This window comes from Nocardia sp. NPDC003269, from assembly GCF_042888005.1.
In the GTDB taxonomy this organism is placed as follows: Bacteria; Actinomycetota; Actinomycetes; order Mycobacteriales; family Mycobacteriaceae; genus Nocardia.
The window spans coordinates 249366-267013 of sequence record NZ_JBIAPA010000002.1 but is presented as its reverse complement, the minus strand read 5'-3'; the positions used below and the strand labels follow the sequence as shown (position 1 = coordinate 267013).

Annotated in this window: 15 protein-coding genes; 10 read left to right on the top strand and 5 right to left on the bottom strand. The window is 69.3% G+C overall.

Annotated elements, in window-relative coordinates:
- Nucleotides 1-40: 40 nt before the first annotated feature.
- The 4 genes from ACFYWJ_RS11925 (at nt 41) to ACFYWJ_RS11910 (ending at nt 2286) form a co-directional block, all read left to right on the top strand.
- Nucleotides 41-319, top strand: coding sequence for a hypothetical protein (locus tag ACFYWJ_RS11925; protein WP_355276126.1), 279 nt, complete (start codon nt 41-43; stop codon nt 317-319).
- A complete protein-coding gene (locus ACFYWJ_RS11920; RefSeq protein WP_355276127.1) occupies nt 316-639 on the top strand; it encodes a hypothetical protein in 324 nt (107 codons plus the stop codon). Before ACFYWJ_RS11925 ends, ACFYWJ_RS11920 begins: the two co-directional genes overlap by 4 nt.
- Nucleotides 640-738: 99 nt before the next feature.
- The gene (locus ACFYWJ_RS11915) at nt 739-1371 is read left to right on the top strand and encodes a pentapeptide repeat-containing protein (protein WP_355276128.1); all 633 of its coding nucleotides are present in this window, start codon (nt 739-741) and stop codon (nt 1369-1371) included.
- A gap of 99 nt (nt 1372-1470) precedes the next feature.
- Nucleotides 1471-2286, top strand: a complete 816-nt coding sequence (locus ACFYWJ_RS11910) for a peptidase inhibitor family I36 protein (protein ID WP_355276130.1) — start codon at nt 1471-1473, stop codon at nt 2284-2286.
- 94 nt (nt 2287-2380) lie between these two features.
- Here the strand turns inward: ACFYWJ_RS11910 and secA are convergent, their stop codons facing one another.
- Nucleotides 2381-5176, bottom strand: a complete 2796-nt coding sequence (gene secA / locus ACFYWJ_RS11905) for a preprotein translocase subunit SecA (RefSeq protein WP_355276132.1) — start codon at nt 5174-5176, stop codon at nt 2381-2383.
- A 247-nt stretch (nt 5177-5423) separates the two neighbouring features.
- On the opposite strand from secA, the gene ACFYWJ_RS11900 reads away from it, so the two are divergent.
- The 6 genes from ACFYWJ_RS11900 to bluB all read left to right on the top strand — a co-directional run bounded on the left by ACFYWJ_RS11900 (nt 5424) and on the right by bluB (nt 12239).
- Nucleotides 5424-6833, top strand: coding sequence for a wax ester/triacylglycerol synthase family O-acyltransferase (locus tag ACFYWJ_RS11900; protein ID WP_355276134.1), 1410 nt, complete (start codon nt 5424-5426; stop codon nt 6831-6833).
- A gap of 40 nt (nt 6834-6873) precedes the next feature.
- Nucleotides 6874-7389, top strand: a complete 516-nt coding sequence (locus ACFYWJ_RS11895; RefSeq protein ID WP_355276546.1) for a DUF6912 family protein — start codon at nt 6874-6876, stop codon at nt 7387-7389.
- A gap of 123 nt (nt 7390-7512) precedes the next feature.
- Nucleotides 7513-8643 carry a ferredoxin reductase gene (locus tag ACFYWJ_RS11890; RefSeq protein ID WP_355276135.1) on the top strand — a complete coding sequence of 377 codons (1131 nt, stop codon included), beginning with the start codon at nt 7513-7515 and terminating at the stop codon, nt 8641-8643.
- A 192-nt stretch (nt 8644-8835) separates the two neighbouring features.
- Nucleotides 8836-10236 carry a fatty acid desaturase gene (locus tag ACFYWJ_RS11885; protein WP_355276137.1) on the top strand — a complete coding sequence of 467 codons (1401 nt, stop codon included), beginning with the start codon at nt 8836-8838 and terminating at the stop codon, nt 10234-10236.
- 99 nt (nt 10237-10335) lie between these two features.
- Nucleotides 10336-11580, top strand: a complete 1245-nt coding sequence (locus tag ACFYWJ_RS11880; RefSeq protein ID WP_355276138.1) for a fatty acid desaturase — start codon at nt 10336-10338, stop codon at nt 11578-11580.
- 23 nt (nt 11581-11603) lie between these two features.
- On the top strand, nt 11604-12239 hold the full coding sequence (gene bluB / locus ACFYWJ_RS11875; protein ID WP_355276140.1) for a 5,6-dimethylbenzimidazole synthase: 636 nt from the start codon (nt 11604-11606) through the stop codon (nt 12237-12239).
- 48 nt (nt 12240-12287) lie between these two features.
- On the opposite strand, the gene hpf is transcribed toward bluB, so the two are convergent.
- The 4 genes from hpf to mtrB all read right to left on the bottom strand — a co-directional run bounded on the left by hpf (nt 12288) and on the right by mtrB (nt 17585).
- A complete protein-coding gene (gene hpf, locus ACFYWJ_RS11870; protein ID WP_378825537.1) occupies nt 12288-12986 on the bottom strand; it encodes a ribosome hibernation-promoting factor, HPF/YfiA family in 699 nt (232 codons plus the stop codon).
- Nucleotides 12987-13168: 182 nt separating this feature from the next.
- On the bottom strand, nt 13169-13813 hold the full coding sequence (locus ACFYWJ_RS11865) for a ComF family protein (protein WP_355276142.1): 645 nt from the start codon (nt 13811-13813) through the stop codon (nt 13169-13171).
- 32 nt (nt 13814-13845) lie between these two features.
- Entirely contained in the window at nt 13846-15657 is a 1812-nt protein-coding gene (gene lpqB, locus ACFYWJ_RS11860) for an MtrAB system accessory lipoprotein LpqB (RefSeq protein ID WP_355276143.1), read from the bottom strand.
- Nucleotides 15654-17585 carry an MtrAB system histidine kinase MtrB gene (mtrB, locus tag ACFYWJ_RS11855; RefSeq protein ID WP_355276145.1) on the bottom strand — a complete coding sequence of 644 codons (1932 nt, stop codon included), beginning with the start codon at nt 17583-17585 and terminating at the stop codon, nt 15654-15656. Before mtrB ends, lpqB begins: the two co-directional genes overlap by 4 nt.
- Between the last annotated feature and the right edge of the window lie 63 nt (nt 17586-17648).

Here is a 17648-nt window from a genome sequence, read left to right as displayed (position 1 = left end):
GTGCTTTCACAGGCTGTTACTACGTGCGTATTATGGACCTATGGGTTTCGAGTGGCCTGATTGGGCGATCGCTCACCTGATCGGCGTCGAACCCAGCGAGGTTCGGCAGGTCCTCGCAGCGTCACGACGGTGGCCACGCCCGGCCTTCGACGGCCAGGTGTCCGTCCTGACGGTGTGGGGGCGCACCACGGCCGGACGCCCGCTGATCGTGGTCACACGACAGCGCGACGACTGGACGTGGGTGATCATCGGCGCACGAGCGATGCGCGCCGAGGAGCTGGCGCAGTTCGAGCAGTGGGAAAGTGGGACCGAGTCATGAGCGATCAGGACTATCCATCGAGCAAGGAAGAGCTCGCCGACTTCATGGATCGGCTGAGCTTCTCCGACGCGGCCGCCGAAGCGCCACCCCGCCTGCCCGCCAACGAGGACATCATGGTGACCACCTCCATCCGGTTGCCGCTGGGCCTGCACTCCCGGCTGAAAACCCTGGCCGACGAGCGTCGTGTCGGCGTGTCGACCTTGCTGCGGGAGTGGGCCGAGGCCGCCGTCGCCGAGATCGACGACGAGGATCAGCTGATCTCGCTCGCTGAGGCCAAACGGGCGCTGTCGCGGGTCCACCCCATCCATCGGGCCAGCTGATTCACGTTCGTGACCGGACGGTTCCCGCGCGAGAAGCGCAGGGTGTAAATACTTCTCATGATGTTCTGGCGGCGCCGGCCGAAAGGCGATCTCAACGCGGTGCCCAGGTGGCCCACCGACCCGGACGCGCGGACGGTTCTCGCGCACTATCTCGCCCAGCTCCCCGCCGACCCGGCCGCGCCGCGCACCACCGAGATGCTGTTCAACGGGTGGGGCCTCGACCTCGCCGGCAGTGATCTGTCGGGGCTCGATCTCGGTGGCGCCGAGCTAGGTGAGGCCCGGCTGACCGGCGCCCGGCTGGTCGACACCGACCTCTACGGCGCCTGGATGCTCGCCACCGATCTGTCCGGGGCCGATCTCACCGGCGCCGACCTCGGCACCGCGCAAGCCCGCGACTGCGTGCTGCGCGCGGCCCGGCTCACCGGCGCGCGCCTGATGAAGGCCGATTTCGCCGCCTCCGATTTCCGCGACGCCGACCTCGGCGGCGCCGATCTGCGCCGGGCGAGCTTCGGCGACAGCGATTTCCGTGGCGCGAGTCTGCGAGGCTGCCGGCTCGATCGCGCGAACTTCGATCGGGCCCGGTTGGCCGGCGCCGATCTCACCGGCGCGAGCGGAGCGGTCGACGGCGCGATCGATATCGGCGCCGACGCGCCCCGGCTGGTGCACGGCGCGGAACTCGCCGAGTGGTTCGACCGGCAGGGTGCGGCGATCGGTGTGGCCGTGTGCCGCTGATCCTTCGTTCGGCTGAGCAAGGGTGGCCACGCCCGGGCGCGGGACACGTGACCGTGAATTTCCTTGCACGAGTGGGTAATCCACGCGCATTCTGACGCCGTGCAGAAGCTGGTGGCGGTAGTGCTCGCGGTCGTGGTCGGATTCGGCATCGTCGGGTGCAAGGGCGACGAGGCGACCGAGACGGCCAAAGAAGTCGTGTGCGAGATGGTGGTTCCGGTCGTCGAGGTGGTCGCGCTGAAGCTCAGGGCCGGTGTGACGGTGACAGCGGCGCTCGTCGTCGCGGCCACCGGCATCGCGCTCTCCCAGGCGTGCACCCTTCTGCTCGACCGGTTCGGCGAGAACCCCGACGAGGAGCTCCCCGTGATCCTGGACAACGGAAAGGGCACCGAGACAACGAAAGTCAGCGCCAACACCTTCACCAGCGTCACCCAGAACTGGTGCGACAAGACCGGCGGCTGCACCGGCTACGACCGCTGCCCCACCGGCTACCTGTGCCTGTTCACCGGCAGCGAGGGCACCGGCAAGATGTCGCTGTTCAAGATCGGCTCCCCCGACCTGACCGGCCAGCACATCGACAGCGCCGCCCTCTCGGTCTACAACCGCGCCGGCAAGTCCGCCACCCTCTTCGCCGCCCGCGACAACAAGGGCGACACCTACACCGTCGCCACCTCCGCCAAGGGCGACCTCCCCGCCGACTGGCGAGCCAGGGCCCGCTCCCTCACCGTCGGCCCGATCCCCACCGGGATCGCCTCCGGCACCGACTCCCCCACCGTCACCGGCACCGGCTCCCCCACCGGCACCGGCACGAAGACACCCGGCCCGACCGCCCCGAAGAGCGGAACCGGCTCGCCCGTCCCCTCGGTCACCAAGCCGAGCACCCCCGGCACCGCCGGATCGTCCGCCCCAACCGGCTGAGCCCCACCGGGCACCGACGGCGCCATCGTCGAACCGGAAACAATCGAGGCCCCCGCGGTGTGCGGGGGCCTCGGTCGTCTCGATCAGTGGCGCGTCAGCGGCGGCGCTTGCCCTTGGTTTCGGCGCGGGCGGCTTCGCGGCGCTCGCGGCGGGTGCCGGGCTGCTGGCCGCCGTATTCCTGGGCGTCGGAATGGGATTCGGCGCGGCCGTCTTCGGCGGGGCCCGAGTAGTTCAGGCCGCGGGGGGCCTGATCGGTGATGCCCTTGGCGCGCAGGGCGGGCGGGGCCTGGGTTTCGACGGGGGCGTCCTGGGGGCGGGCGCCGACCGGGGATCGCAGACCGGCGCCGACCGAGACGCCTTCGGGCTGGGGCTGCTGGACCTCGACCTGGAGGTTGAACAGGAAGCCGACCGACTCCTCCTTCAGACCGTCCAGCATCGCGGCGAACATGTCGAAGCCCTCGCGCTGGTACTCGACCAGCGGGTCGCGCTGGGCCATCGCGCGCAGGCCGATGCCCTCCTTGAGGTAGTCCATCTCGTAGAGGTGCTCGCGCCACTTGCGGTCCAGGACCGAGAGCAGGACCTGGCGCTCCAGGTTGCGCATCGCGCCCTCGCCGGCGAGGCCGTCGATCTCCTGCTCGCGCTTCTCGTAGGCGGTGTGCGCGTCGTCGAGCAGGGCCTCGCGCAGCTCGTCGCGGGTGAGTTCGCCCGCGTCGCCGGTGGTGGTCTCGCCCGCCAGTTCCTTGTGGTCGAGGGTGACCGGGTAGAGCGTCTTGAGGGCGCCCCACAGCTTGTCCAGATCCCAGTCCTCGATGTAGCCCTCGGCGGTGGCGCCGTCGACATAGGCGGTGGTCACGTCGGTGATCATGTTCTGCACCTGACCCTCCATGTCCTCGCCACGCAGGATCCGGTTGCGCTCGCCGTAGATGACGGTGCGCTGCTGGTTCATCACCTCGTCGTACTTCAAGACGTTCTTGCGGATCTCGAAGTTCTGCTGCTCGACCTGGGTCTGGGCGCTCTTGATGGCCTTGGAGACCATCTTCGCCTCGATCGGCACGTCGTCGGGCAGGTTCAGCCTGGTCATGATGGCCTCGAGCGCGGCGCCGTTGAAGCGGCGCATCAGCTCGTCACCCAGCGACAGGTAGAACCGGGACTCGCCCGGGTCGCCCTGACGGCCGGAGCGGCCGCGCAGCTGGTTGTCGATGCGGCGCGACTCGTGGCGCTCGGTGCCGAGCACGTACAGACCGCCGGCGTCGCGCACGGCCTCGGCGTCGGCCGCGGTCTGCTCCTTGACCTGATCGAGCGCGGAGTGCCAGGCGGCCTCGTACTCGTCGGGGGTGTGCACCGGGTCGAGGCCCTGCTTGCGCAGCAGGATGTCGGCGATGATGTCGGCGTTGCCACCGAGCACGATGTCGGTACCACGACCGGCCATGTTGGTGGCGACGGTGACCGCGCCGGGCCGGCCGGCCTCGGCGATGATCTGCGCTTCCTGCTCGTGGAACTTCGCGTTCAGCACCGAGTGCGCCACACCGCGCTTGGTGAACTGCTTGGACAGGTACTCCGAGCGCTCGACGCTGGTGGTACCGATCAGGACCGGCTGGCCCTTCTCGTGCCGCTCCACCACGTCGTCGACGACGGCGGCGAACTTGGCCTCCTCCGACTTGTAGATCAGGTCGGCCTGGTCCTTGCGGACCATCGGCTTGTTCGTGGGGATCGGGACCACGCCGAGGCTGTAGATCGAGTGCAGCTCGGCGGCCTCGGTCTCGGCGGTACCGGTCATGCCGGACAGCTTGTTGTAGAGGCGGAAGTAGTTCTGCAGGGTGATCGTGGCCAGCGTCTGGTTCTCCGGCTGGATCTCGACCTTCTCCTTGGCCTCGATCGCCTGGTGCATGCCCTCGTTGTAGCGGCGGCCGACCAGGATGCGGCCGGTGAACTCGTCGACGATGATCACTTCGCCGTCGCGGACGATGTAGTCCTTGTCGCGGGTGTAGAGCTCCTTGGCCTTGATGGCGTTGTTCAGGTAACTCACCAGCGGGGAGTTCGCGGCCTCGTAGAGGTTGTCGATGCCGAGCTGGTCCTCGACGAACTCCACGCCCGCCTCGTGCACACCGATGGTGCGCTTCTTGATGTCCACCTCGTAGTGGACGTCCTTCTTCAGCAGCGGCGCGATGCGCGCGAACTCGGCGTACCACTTGGACGACGCGTCGGCCGGGCCCGAGATGATCAGCGGGGTACGGGCCTCGTCGATGAGGATCGAGTCGACCTCGTCGACCACGGCGAAGTTGTGGCCGCGCTGGACGAGATCGTCCAGCGAGTGGGTCATGTTGTCGCGCAGGTAGTCGAAGCCGAACTCGTTGTTGGTGCCGTAGGTGACGTCGGCGCTGTAGGCGACGCGGCGCTCGGCCGGGGTCATGCCGCCGAGGATGACGCCGACCTCGAGGCCGAGGAAGCGGTGCACGCGTCCCATCCACTCGGCGTCACGCTTGGCGAGGTAGTCGTTGACGGTGACGACGTGCACGCCCTCGCCGGAGATCGCGTTCAGGTACGCGGGGAGCACACAGGTCAGGGTCTTGCCCTCACCGGTCTTCATCTCCGAGATGTTGCCCAGGTGCAGCGAGGCGCCACCCATGATCTGGACCTTGTAGTGCTTCTGGTTCAGCACTCGCCAGGACGCCTCGCGGGCCACCGCGAACGCCTCGAGCAGCAGGTCGTCGAGGGTCTCGCCCTCGGCGAAGCGCTGCTTGAACTCGGCGGTCTTGGCGCGCAGCTCGTCGTCGGTCAGCTGCTCGATCTCCTCGCCGTACGCGATGACCTCGTCGGCGAGGTTCGACAGGCGCTTGACCATGCGACCTTCACCAATCCGTAGCAACCTCGTCAGTGTCAGCGCAGGCACGGGTCTCGTCAGTCCTCTGGTCGGAGTGTGTTCGGCTAGTGAGCCACGGTGTTATGGGCCATCGTAGTCCGCAGACCACCGTACCCGGCCGGGAGTACCCGTGCCCGGTGTACCGGGCGATGCCATCGGCCCAGGTCACACCTGCCGATGAGGCTCGTTGCCCGGCACCGCGATTCACCTACGGTGACGTAGGATGAGGCACGTGCCAGATCTGCGCGATACGGCACCGGAAGGAGTATCGGAGCGCGTGATCACGAGACTGACGCCGCAGGACGCGTCGTTCTACCGGCTCGAGTCGAGCAGCAACCCGATCCACATCGGCTCCCTCGCGATCCTCCAGAACACCGAACCCGGCGCCACCGGCCAGGTCCTCGACTACGACGGCCTCATCGACCTGGTCGAATCCCGGCTGCCCCTGGTGCCGCGCTACCGCCGCAAGGTCCGCGAGATCCCGCTCGCCCTCGGCAGGCCGGTGTGGGTGGAGGACAGCCGCTTCGACATCAGCTATCACATCCGCCGCTCCGCGCTACCCGGTCCGGGCAGCGACGAACAGCTCTACGACCTGGTCGCCCGGCTCGCCTCGCGGCCGCTGGATCAGGGACGGCCGCTGTGGGAGATGTATCTCATCGAGGGCCTGGCCGACGGGCGCAGCGCGGTGTTCACCAAATCGCATTCGGCGCTCGTCGACGGTGACACCGCGCTCGAGATCGGGCACGTGATCCTCGACAACAGCCCGCTGCCGCGCGACCTGGCCGACGACGCGTGGCGGGCCCCGCGCGAACCCACCGACGTGGAGCTGCTGGCGGGCGCGCTGTCCCAGCTGGCCGCGCAGCCGCGCGAGGCCTACGAGGTCGCCCGCGACGCCGGATCGAACGCGTTCGGGCTGGTCCGTGGCACCAGGATGGCGGTGAAGGCGGCGGCCAACGCGGTGCGCGCGGCGACCTCGGGGGTCGCCGACAGCCCGCTCAACGCCAGGACCTCGCGCAGCAGGCGGTTCGACGTGGTGCGCACCGATCTGGAGGACTACCGGACCATCCGGCGCCACTTCGACTGCTCGATCAACGACACGGTGCTGGCCGTGGTCACCGGCGCGCTGCGCAACTGGCTGCTCTCGCGCAACGAGGCGCTGGTCGAGTCGACCAATCTGCGCGCGGTGGTGCCGATGTCGGTCTACGTCGACGGCGGCGACCAGCCGACCCCGGCCAGCGAGGTCTCCTCGTTCCTGATCGATCTGCCGGTGGGCGAGCCGAATCCGGTGATGCGGTTGTCGCACATCTCGCACGCCACCGAAGCCACCGGCAGGCAGCGGCGCGGTGTGCGTGCCCGCACGCTGGTACACCTGGCCGGGTTCGCTCCAGCCAGCCTGCACGCGATGAGCGTGCGCGCGGCGAGTACCTTCGCCGACAACACGTTCAACCTGGTGATCACCAACGCGCCGGGACCACAGACCGCGATGTACATCGGCGGGGCGCGCATGCTGGAGATGTATCCGGTATCGCCGCTGCTGCGCAATCAGACGTTGAGTTTCGGGCTCACCTCGTACGACGGTCAGGTCTTCTACGGACTCAACGCCGACCGCGACGCCATGGCCGACATCGACGTCCTGGCCGCGTCGGTGCACGAATCGATGGAGGAGTTGCTCGGTGCCTGTATCTGAGAACGGCAAGCTGCGCGTCTACATCCCGGCGACGATCCCGATGCTGCGCAGGCTCGTCGACGAGCGCGAGGTGTTCCCGCTCGGCGCGACCGCGTTCGCGGTGACCCCCGCGCTGCGCGAGGCCTACGCCGCGGGCGACGACGACGAGCTGGCCGAGGTCGCGATGCAGGAGGCGGCCAGGGCGTCGCTGCGGCTGCTCGCCGGCGAGCGCGACGGCCTCGACGACGCGGACGAGGACGCCGCGGGCGAGGCGGCCGCCCCGGGCAGCCCGGTCTACCGGCGCGCGGTGATCGCGGCCGACGTCACCGGCGCGAAGCTGCGGCCGGACCTGGACGACGCGGTGGTGAAGCTGGCCGGACCGATCACCTACGACCAGGTGGCGTCGGTGCACGTCGACCTGGCCGAGGCCGAACCGCAGGTCGCCAAGGCCGTCGACGTCATCGACGCCGCCGATCTGGGCGATACCGACGCCGAGTTCGTCCTCGGTGACGCCGAGGACCATCAGCTCGCCTGGTACGCCACCCAGGAACTGCCCTTCCTGCTCGATCTGCTGTGACATCTCCCTGATCAGAGCCTCGAGCGCCGCTGCCACTGCCGCCGAACCTACGATGCCGTAACCTGGCTGCGAGCGAGCTGCCCCACCGCGGCTCGACGGCAGGACAGGGAGACAACGGCAAGCATGGTCATGAACAAGTTCCGGGAATGGCTCGAAGCACCGGCCGCGCAGGTCGGCGACCGCGGCGGCAAGCTCAACGTGCTGCGTGGCGCGGTGGCCCGGGTGACCACTCCCCTGCTCCCCGACGACTACCTGCACCTGGCCAACCCGCTGTGGTCGGCCAGGGAGCTGCGCGGGCGGATCGTCGAGGTGCAGAAGGAGACCGCCGATTCGGCGACCCTGGTGATCAAGCCGGGCTGGGGCTTCGACTTCAAGTACCAGCCCGGTCAGTACATCGGCATCGGCATCCTGATCGACGGCCGCTGGAACTGGCGGTCCTACTCGCTGACCTGCCCGCCGGACTGGACCGGCGAGGGCGGCAAGCGGCTCATCTCCATCGCGGTGAAGGCGATGCCGGAGGGCAAGCTGTCCAGCCACCTGGTCAACGGGGTGGCCGCGGGCACGATCGTGCGCCTGGCCGCGCCGCAGGGCGGGTTCGTGCTGCCGGAGCCGCCGCCGGCGAAGGTGCTCTTCCTCACCGCGGGCAGCGGCATCACCCCGGTGATGTCGATGCTGCGGACGATGGACCGGCGCAACGGTGTGACCGACGTGGTGCACGTGCACTCGGCGCCGACCGACGCCGACGTGATGTTCGGGGCCGAGCTGCGGGCGCTGCACGACAAGCACCCGAGCTTCGTCTCGCACCTGCAGCTGACCGACGCGCAGGGCCTGTTCTCGCTGGCGAGCCTGGACGAGCTCTACCCGGATTGGCGGGAGCGCGAGACCTGGGCGTGCGGCCCCGCCCCGATGCTCGACGCGATCGAACACCATTGGAAGGCAGCGGGAATCCCGGAGAAGCTGCACGTCGAGCGCTTCGAGGTGGAGCGGTCGGCGATCGGCGAGGGCGGCACCGTGACCTTCGGCACCACCGGCCGGACCATCACCGCCGACGGCGCGACCAGCCTGCTGGAGGCGGGCGAGTCGATCGGGGTGCAGCTGCCGTTCGGCTGCCGCATGGGCATCTGCCAGACCTGCGTGGTCACGCTGTCCGCCGGACACGCCCGCGACCTGCGCAATGGTGACGAACGTCAGCCCGGCGACAAGGTGCAGACCTGCATCTCCGCCGCGGCGGGTGACTGCACGCTCGACATCTGAGCGTCCCGCGCACTTCGGACAGCAGGTACCCTCGGAGTCATGCGTCGGCCATATGAATGGCCGACAGCGGCTGGTCTCGGCCTACCTCGCGCCGACCGGCGCAACCCCGGGGCCGGGAACGCGGCACAGCCGCCGTTCTCGGCCCGCCTCCATATCTGAGCGACCAGCCGCCAACCGACAGAGAGGACCCCGGTGGCCATCACCGATATCCAGGCCTTCGCCCATCTCACGGCGGCCGACATCGACACCCTGGGGAAAGAACTCGATTCGATCCGCCGTTCGGTGGAGACCTCCCGCGGCGAGCGCGACGCGAAGTACATCCGTCGCACCATCGCCGCCCAGCGCGCGCTCGAGGTGGCCGGTCGCGCGGTGCTGTTCGGCAGCCGCAACCGCTGGGCCTGGCTCGGCGGCACGGCGCTGCTGTCGGTGGCCAAGATCATCGAGAACATGGAGCTCGGGCACAACGTCAGCCACGGGCAGTGGGACTGGATGAACGATCCGGAGATCCACTCCACCAGCTGGGAGTGGGACATGACCGGGACCTCGGCGCAGTGGCGCCGGGCGCACAACTACTCCCACCACACCTACACCAACGTCCTGGGCAAGGACGAGGACCTCGGCTTCGGCATCCTGCGGATGACCCGCGACGAGGCCTGGCACCCCAAGCATCTGGTGCAGCCCGCGGCGAATCTGCTGCTGGCCGCCACCTTCGAGTGGGGCATCGCGCTGCACGACCTCGGCATCGAGAAGGAGCTGGCGGGTATTCCGGCCAAGCAGGTGCTCTCCGAGCCGAACAAGGACTTCGCCCGCAAGGCGGGCCGTCAGGTCGTCAAGGACTTCGTGCTGTACCCGGCGCTGACCGGCCCGGCCTGGAAGTCGACGCTGAAGGCCAACACCACCGCCAACCTGGTCCGCAACCTGTGGGCCTACGCGGTGATCTTCTGCGGGCACTTCCCCGACGGCGCGGAGAAGTTCACCATCGAGCAGCTCGACGGCGAGACCCAGGGCGAGTGGTACCTGCGGCAGATGCTGGGCAGCGCCAACTTCAAGGCCGGTCCGGTGATGGCCTTCATGAGCGGCAACCTCTGCTACCAGATCGAGCACCACCTGTTCCCCGACCTGCCGAGCAACCGGTACCCCGAGGTCGCGGTGCGGGTGCGCGAGCTGTGCGACAAGTACGACCTGCCCTACACCACCGGCTCGCTGGGCAAGCAGTATCTGCTGGCATTCCGGACCATCCACAAGCTGGCCCTGCCGGACCGCTTCCTGAAGCGCACGGCCGACGACGCCCCCGAGACGTCCTCGGAGCGCAAGTTCACCGGCATCTCGCTGCCCGACGCGCTGCGGGTCGATCCGGAGACCGGCAAGCGCTTCGGCCTGCGCTCGGCGCTGCACGACGCGAAGGTCTCGCTGGAGATCAAGGCGCGGCACGAGAAGGAAGTCCTGCGCGAGGCCAAGGCGACGCTGAAGGCGCGGGCGCGGCAGGAGAAGCTGGCGTTGCGCGAGGCCAAGCGCGCGCTCGGTGAGCGGGCCAAGCACGAGCGGGGCGCGCTGCGCGACCGCGCGGCCAAGCGTAAGGCGCGCCGCGGCTGAGATAACATCTCAGTTTCGATTTCGCAATAGGACGTTTCACACAATCAGGGCCCGAAATCGCCAACCTACGCTCTCGTAACCTACGGTAGTGTAACCGGCATGGCGATCTCGGATGTCAAGGAATACGCGCACCTCACCGCCGCGGATGTCGAAGCTCTCGGTGCTGAGTTCGACGCGATCCGCCGCGAAATCGAATCTTCGCGGGGGGCTGCCGACGCGCGCTACATCCGCAACGTCATCCGCCTACAGCGGGCACTGGAGATCAGCGGTCGTACCGTGCTGTTCGCCAGCTTCCTGCCCCCGGCCTGGCTGGCCGGCGTCGCCCTGCTCGGCACCGCCAAGATCATCGAGAACATGGAGATCGGGCACAACGTCATGCACGGGCAGTGGGACTGGATGAACGATCCGGAAGTCCACTCCACCTCGTGGGAATGGGACAACGCGGGCCCGTCGGCGCACTGGAAGATCACCCACAACTTCCTGCACCACAAGTACACCAACGTCCTGGGCATGGACGACGACATCGGCTACGGCCTGCTGCGCGTCACCCGCGATCAGCGCTGGATGCCGTTCTACCTGGGCAACCCGATCTACAACCTGCTGCTGCAGATGCTGTTCGAGTACGGCGTCGCGATCCAGCACCTGGAACTGGGCAAGGTCGCCAAGAAGAAGTGGGCCAAGGACTCGCCCGAGTGGCAGCAGTTCGACGCCGACCGCAAGCTGGTGCTCAAGAAGATCGGCAAGCAGGCCGCCAAGGACTACCTGATCTTCCCGCTGCTCACCGGCCCGTCGTTCTTCAGCACGCTGACCGCCAACATGGCGGCCAACGTGGTGCGCAATGTGTGGACCAACGCGGTGATCTTCTGCGGGCACTTCCCCGACGGCGCGGAGAAGTTCACCAAGGCCGACATCGAGAACGAGACGCAGGGCGAGTGGTACCTGCGCCAGATGCTGGGCAGCGCCAACATCTCCGGCGGCAAGGTCATGCACTTCATGACCGGCAACCTCAGCCACCAGATCGAGCACCACCTGTTCCCCGACCTGCCGAGCAACCACTACGCCGCCATCGCCGTGCGGGTGCGCGAGCTGGCCGAGAAGTACGACCTGCCCTACACCACCGGGTCGCTGCCGGTGCAGTACTTCAAGTCGTGGCGCACGATCCTCAAGCTGTCGCTGCCCAACAAGTACCTGCGCCACACCACCGACGACGCGCCGGAAACCAAGTCGGAGAAGCTGTTCGGCGGCAACGCCGTCACCACCGTCGACCCGGTGACCGGCCGTCGCCGTGGCCTGCGCACCGCGCTGGCCGCCGGGCGCAAGCTGGCCCGCCGCTCGGTGGCCTGACCGGCTGCGGTTGACTGGTCGGCGTGTGTGCCGACCAGTTGAGCGTCTACGACGCGATCCGCCTGCGCCGTGATGTGCGCGCCGAGTTCACCGGCGAGCTCGTCGACGACGACACCCTGTGGCGGATCCTGGACGCCGCCCATCGCGCGCCCAGCGTCGGCAACTCCCAGCCGTGGGACTTCGTCGTGGTCCGCAAGCCCGACACGCTGCGCCGCTTCGCCGACCACGTCGCGGACAAGCGGGTCGAGTTCCGTGACGCGCTGCCCGCCGAGCGGGCCGAGACCTTCGAGCCGATCAAGATCGACGGGATCGTCGAGAGCGGCACCGGCGTCGTGGTCACCCACGACGACCGGCGCGGTGGACCGCAGATCCTGGGCCGGGCGACGGTGCCGGAGACCGGCGTGTACTCGACGGTGCTGGCGATCCAGAACCTGTGGCTGGCGGCGACCGCGGAGCGGGTCGGCGTGGGCTGGGTGTCGTTCTACGATCCGGAGTTCCTGCGCGAGCTGGTCGAGCTGCCCGCCGGGATCAAGCCGGTGGCCTGGCTGTGCGTCGGGCCGGTGCGCGAATTCCAGCGGGTCCCCGACCTGGAACGGTTCGGGTGGCGGTCGGGTCGCGCGCTCGCCGAGGCCGTGCACCACGAAACCTTCGGTGACTGAACACGATCCGGGCACCCGCTGCGGCGGGTGCCCGGATCGGCGTTGGTGTCAGGCCAGTCGGATCAGGCCGTAATCGAAGGCGTGTCTGCGGTAGACGACCGAAGGTCGGTCGGTCTCGCGATCGTGGAACAGGAAGAAGTCGTGCCCGACCAGTTCCATCTGGTAGAGCGCGTCGTCCACCGACATCGGCGTGGCGGTGTGCACCTTGGTGCGCACGATGTGGCCGGGGCCTTCCTCATGCTCGGGTTCCTCGGCATGGGCGTGCGCGGCGGCGCCGTTCGGCGCGGCGAACAGGGATTCGTCCACCAGCGTGGCGGTGGCCTGCGCGACCGAGACCGGCGTCTTGTCGCCGTAGTGCACCACGCGCCGCTTATCTTTGGTGCGGCGCAGTCGGCTCTCGATCTTCTGGGTGGCCGACTCCAGCGCGGCGTAGAAGCTGTCTGCACAGGCTTCCGCGCGCACGATCGGACCACGGCCGCGCGCGGTGATCTCCACGCGCTGACAGGCCTTGCGTTGACGACGGTTGCGTTCGTGGAAAAGTTCCACATCGAAGAGGAATATCGACGGATCGAAGCGCTCGAGCCGAGCGAGCTTCTCCGCCACGTAGATTCGATAGTGGTCGGGGACTTCGACATTCCGACCGGAGACCACCACTTCGGCGTGCGGGCTCTCGGTCGAGTCGGCAGCACTGTCGGCCAGTGCCGTGGGGTCAGCGTCTCGCACTGATGCCCGTGAAGAAGTCGTCACGCGTACCTCCCGGATATGGCCGCACACGAGAAGCGAGTGCGGCGGGATTGAGCTGTGCCGATCGGGAATCGCTCGGCACCAGATGTCCGCGGCGCCACCTCCCAAACTTGTCGTTCGGTGTGTGTCCGCGACGCTAGTCCGCCACGGGCAAGTGCGCCACTGTTCACGCAAATTTCGCGGAGTCAAGCCGCGCAGGTCACCAAAACCGCGCACGGAAGTACGCCGATTCGACTAAGAACGCGTACCGATTCGGTGACAGTCGCCCCGGTGGTGAGAACGTCGTCGACCACGACTACCTCGGCATTCGCCGCGATGACGGCCGGGTCGGCGAGCTGGGTCACCGTCATGATCTTGTCGCGCAGATTGTGGGCACGCTCGCGTGTCGTCAACCCCACCGAGTCGCGCACGCCGCGCCGCATCCGCAGCAGCGGCACGCTCCGGCTATCGATCAGCCACCGCGTGGCCGCGGCCGTCGCGCGCGCCACCGGGTCGCCGCCGCGGCGCCGCGCGGCCGCCGAGCGGGTCGGCGCCGGGACGAGCACCAGCGGGCGATCAGGGGCCCGCAGGCGGTCGAGGGCGAGCGCCAGGGCCAGGCCCAGCGGCGCGGCCAGGTCGCGCCTGCCGTGCTCCTTGGCCGCCAGTACGGCGCGGCGTCCCGCACCGCGATAGGGGCCAAGCGCCCAGCACGGGACGCCGGGATCGGTGCGCGGCCGGACCCGCACCGGGGTCCGGCTCAGCTCGGCCGCGCAGCCGGGGCACCAGGCGGCGCCCACCGTCGCGCAGCCACCGCAGTGGACGGGCAGCACCAGATCGAGCAGGGCTCTCATAGCGGGTGAGTATCACAGCACCCACCGACAACTCAGCCGGGCAGCACCGGGACGACGCGTTCGCCGGTCAGGCCGGGCACCTCGCGCCAGAAGCGGTCGTTGCGGGCCGGGTCGGCGGTCTGCAACTGCAGGACGGCGCGGGAGTCGGCGACGTACTGGGTGGCGGGCGCCGCCGTCACCACCCGCACGGGCGGGGTCAGGTTCTGCGAGGTCACCGCGGAGAACTGGGACCCGTCGATGGAGACGGTGAAGACCGGGTCGACATTGCCCTCGCGCGCCACCATGATCGTGTCGCCGGTGACCCAGCTCAGCGAGACCGCGCGACTGCTCAGCCCGAGCGCGAGCGGCACCGGTGAGGTGAGCGCGTACTTGCCGTCGGGCCTGCGTTCGATCACCGCGACGTAGACCCGGCCGTCGGCGATCAGGGCGGCCCGCACACCGGTCCGCGAGACCGCGACCTCGCTGATCGGCGGACGCGGCGATCCCGAGCCCTCGAACAGGGCCGTGGTGTCGACGTCCTGGACCGTGACGTTGCCGGTGGCACGATCGGTGACCGCCCGGATGACGTGGTCGCCGTCGAGCACCGTCCAGGCGGCGCCGCCGTCGGAGGTCCACGACGGGCGCGCGATGGTGGCGCCCTCGGCGACGGCGAAGGCCTTGGCGCCGTAGTTGCCGATCAGCAGGGTGCGGCCGGGTTCGGGCGCGGGCCTGCCGGTGTCGGCGACGGCGGCGACGAACTGGCCGTCGGCGGAGATGCCGACCGACTGCAGATTGGTCGCCTCGCCGAAGGAACCACTCGGGGTGACGATGCCGTCCGGGGTCACCTGCACCAGCGTGCCGTTGCGCAGGGCGTGCAGGCCGATCCGGTTCTGACCGGGGGCCGACGCGCTGTACTGGTCGAGGTCGGCGACGGACCAGCCGTTGGCGTACCGGTCGTCGAGCGGTTTGCCGTCGGCGAGCAGCACGTACGGGCCGAGGATGTCGGCGCCGGCCAGCGTCATCACCACCTGTGCGGCGAGCAGTTCGCGGTCCTTCGGCCCGAGCTGACCGATCCCGGCGAAATCGATGCGCACCCCGCCGATGCCGATGCCGACCTCGCCCGGCTCGTTGCTGGCCTTGGTGATCGGGCCGCGCACGGTCACCGGCTGCGCGAGCTGATTACGCACGACCGGCGCGATCGCCGACTGCGGGCCGGCGCCGAGCATGCCGATCAGCCGCTCGGTCAGCTGGGCGCGCGGCACCGAGATCCAGCGCGGGTCGGGGACCAGCACGGAACTGCCCGGATCGACGTACTGCAGAACGTAGCGGCGATAGGACTTGTCGAACGCGGTGGAATCCATGACGACGCCGTCGGGCAGCTCGGTGATCCGCCACTCGCCGTCGATCTTGCTCATCTCGATCTTGTTCTCGAGCGTGCCCTCGACCGCCCGGTAGCTGCCGTCGCCGGCCAGCTCGCCGACCTTGCGGGCGCGGATCACGTAGCTGGCCTTGTCGCCGGATCGCGATTCGCGCAGGGTGTCGGGCCGGTCGACGATGGTGATGCCCGCCTCGTCGTTCCATTCGCCCGCGGTGTCGGCGGCCATGTACTGGCGCGCCGCGGCGTGCCGGTTGGCCGGGTCGGCGCTGGCCGCCAGGAAGTCACCGACCAGCAGGTCGGGGTCGCGGCCGGAGGTCGGCGGCGGCGGGCCCTCCGAGGTCGGCGCGCGATTGATCGTGCCGAGGGCCTGCGGCGCCGAGGACTCCGGCAGGCTGGCGCACCCGCTCAGCACCAGCACGCCGGCCAGTACGGCCGCGACCAGCGCGGCGGCCCGCCGTCCCCAGCGCTCACCCCGCACGTTCGTCATGACTGTCGGTCTCCGGTCTCGGTGGACATCGGCTGGTCGTCGGCGCCGGCTAGCCCGTTCGACGCGGGCGGCGCGTCGGTGTCCACGGGTGCTGCCTTCGAGTCTGCCCCTCCGCCGGGCTCGGTGTGCATTCCCTCGGTGGCACCGGTCTCGCCCGGGTCGGCCGGGCTCGCCGCTGAGCCGCTGGGCTCGGTCCGGATCGCGCCGGAGCCCGCCGGATCCTGCTGGATCGCGGGCGACCCCGCGGGTTCGGTCTGGATCGCGCTCGGACCCGTCGGCTCGGTCCGGAGGTCGCCCGGCTCGGTCGACTCACCGTCGCCGGGTTCGGGCTCGACCGGTTCGGGCTCGGCCTCGGGGAGCGCGGGGACCTTGCGCAGCATCGGTTCCAGGGCCAGCGGGCTCGCGCCCAGTTTGCGGCCGCGCACCATCGGCAGCAGCAGCCGGAAGCTGGCGCCGACGCCGGGATCGCCCCACGCCTCCAGCCTGCCTTCGTGCAGATTGGCGTCCTCGACGCTGATCGACAGGCCGAGTCCGGTGCCGCCGGAGCGCCGCACCCGGGACGGGTCCGAGCGCCAGAACCGGTTGAAGACGAGCTTCTCCTCGCCCGGCCGCAGACCGACACCCTGATCGCGCACGACGGTCGCGACCGCGTTGGCCTCGCCGTCACCGCGCATCCGGATCAGCACCGGCTTGCCCTCGCTGTGGTCGATCGCGTTGGCGAGCAGGTTGCGCAGCACGCGCTCGACGCGGCGCGGGTCGACCTCGGCGACGACCGGCTCCTCGGGCAGATCGATGACGACCTCGACCCCGGCCTCCTTGGCCAGGTGCCGCACCGTGGAGATCGCCGCCCGCGCGCACATCCGCATGTCGAGCGATTCCACCTGCAGCTCGGCCACACCGGCGTCGTGCCGGGAGATCTCGAGCAGGTCGTTGAGCAGGCCCTCGAACCGGTCCAGCTCGTTGACCAGCAGCTCGGAACTGCGGGCCAGCGCCGGATCGAGATCGTCACTGGAGCCGTGGATGAGGTCGGCGGCCATGCGCACCGTGGTCAGCGGGGTGCGCAGTTCGTGGCTGACGTCGGAGGTGAACCGGCGTTGCAGATTGCCGAATTCCTCCAGCTGGGTGATCTGGTTGGACAGGCTCTCGGCCATCTCGTTGAACGCCTGCGCGAGGCGGGCCATGTCGTCCTCGCCGCGCACCAGCATGCGTTCCTTGAGCCTGCCGTCGGCGAAGCGACCGGCGATCCGCGCCGCCGACCGGATCGGCAGCACCACCTGCCTGGTCACCAGCGCGGTGATCGCGGCGAGCAGCACCAGCAGCACCACGCCGCCGATGAGCATCGTGCCGCGCATCAGCGACAAGCTCGCTTCCTCGCTGGCCAGCGGGAAGATGAGGTAGATCTCCAGGGTCGCGACCTCGGCGCTCGGGCTGCCGATGATCAGCGCGCGCCCGCGATAGCCGTCCGGGTCGGCGACGGTGGTGAACTGGTAAGAGACCTGATTGCGCTGGACGAAGCGGCGCAGCTCCTGCGGCACCTCCGAGATGGGGCCGGTGGTGAGTTCCTGCGGCGGCGTGCCGCCGACCATCGCCAGCGCCGAGTCGAAACTACCGGCGGCGCCGCTGGACTGGCCGGTGCCGCCACGGCTGGACAGCGCGGCGCGGGCGTCGGCGAGCTGTTGCTGCTGACTGTTCGCGTCGTGCACGCCGGAGAGCTTGCCCTCGATCGTGCTGCGGGCACGATCCATCTCCTCGACGGCGGCGTTGATCTTGGCCTCGAGCAGCCGGTCGGTGATCTGACCGGTGAGCACGACACCGAGGATCGTGATCACGATGAGCGAGAGGGTCAGCGTGGACACGATGACACGCAGCTGCAGCGACCGGCGCCAGAGATGGCCCAGCGCGGTCCCGACAGCCTGGAACCAGGCCATGACCGGGGCCGCCCATCGCCGCAACTGCGTGACGAAGGTGTGCGCACGTCCGTCGTGCGCTGG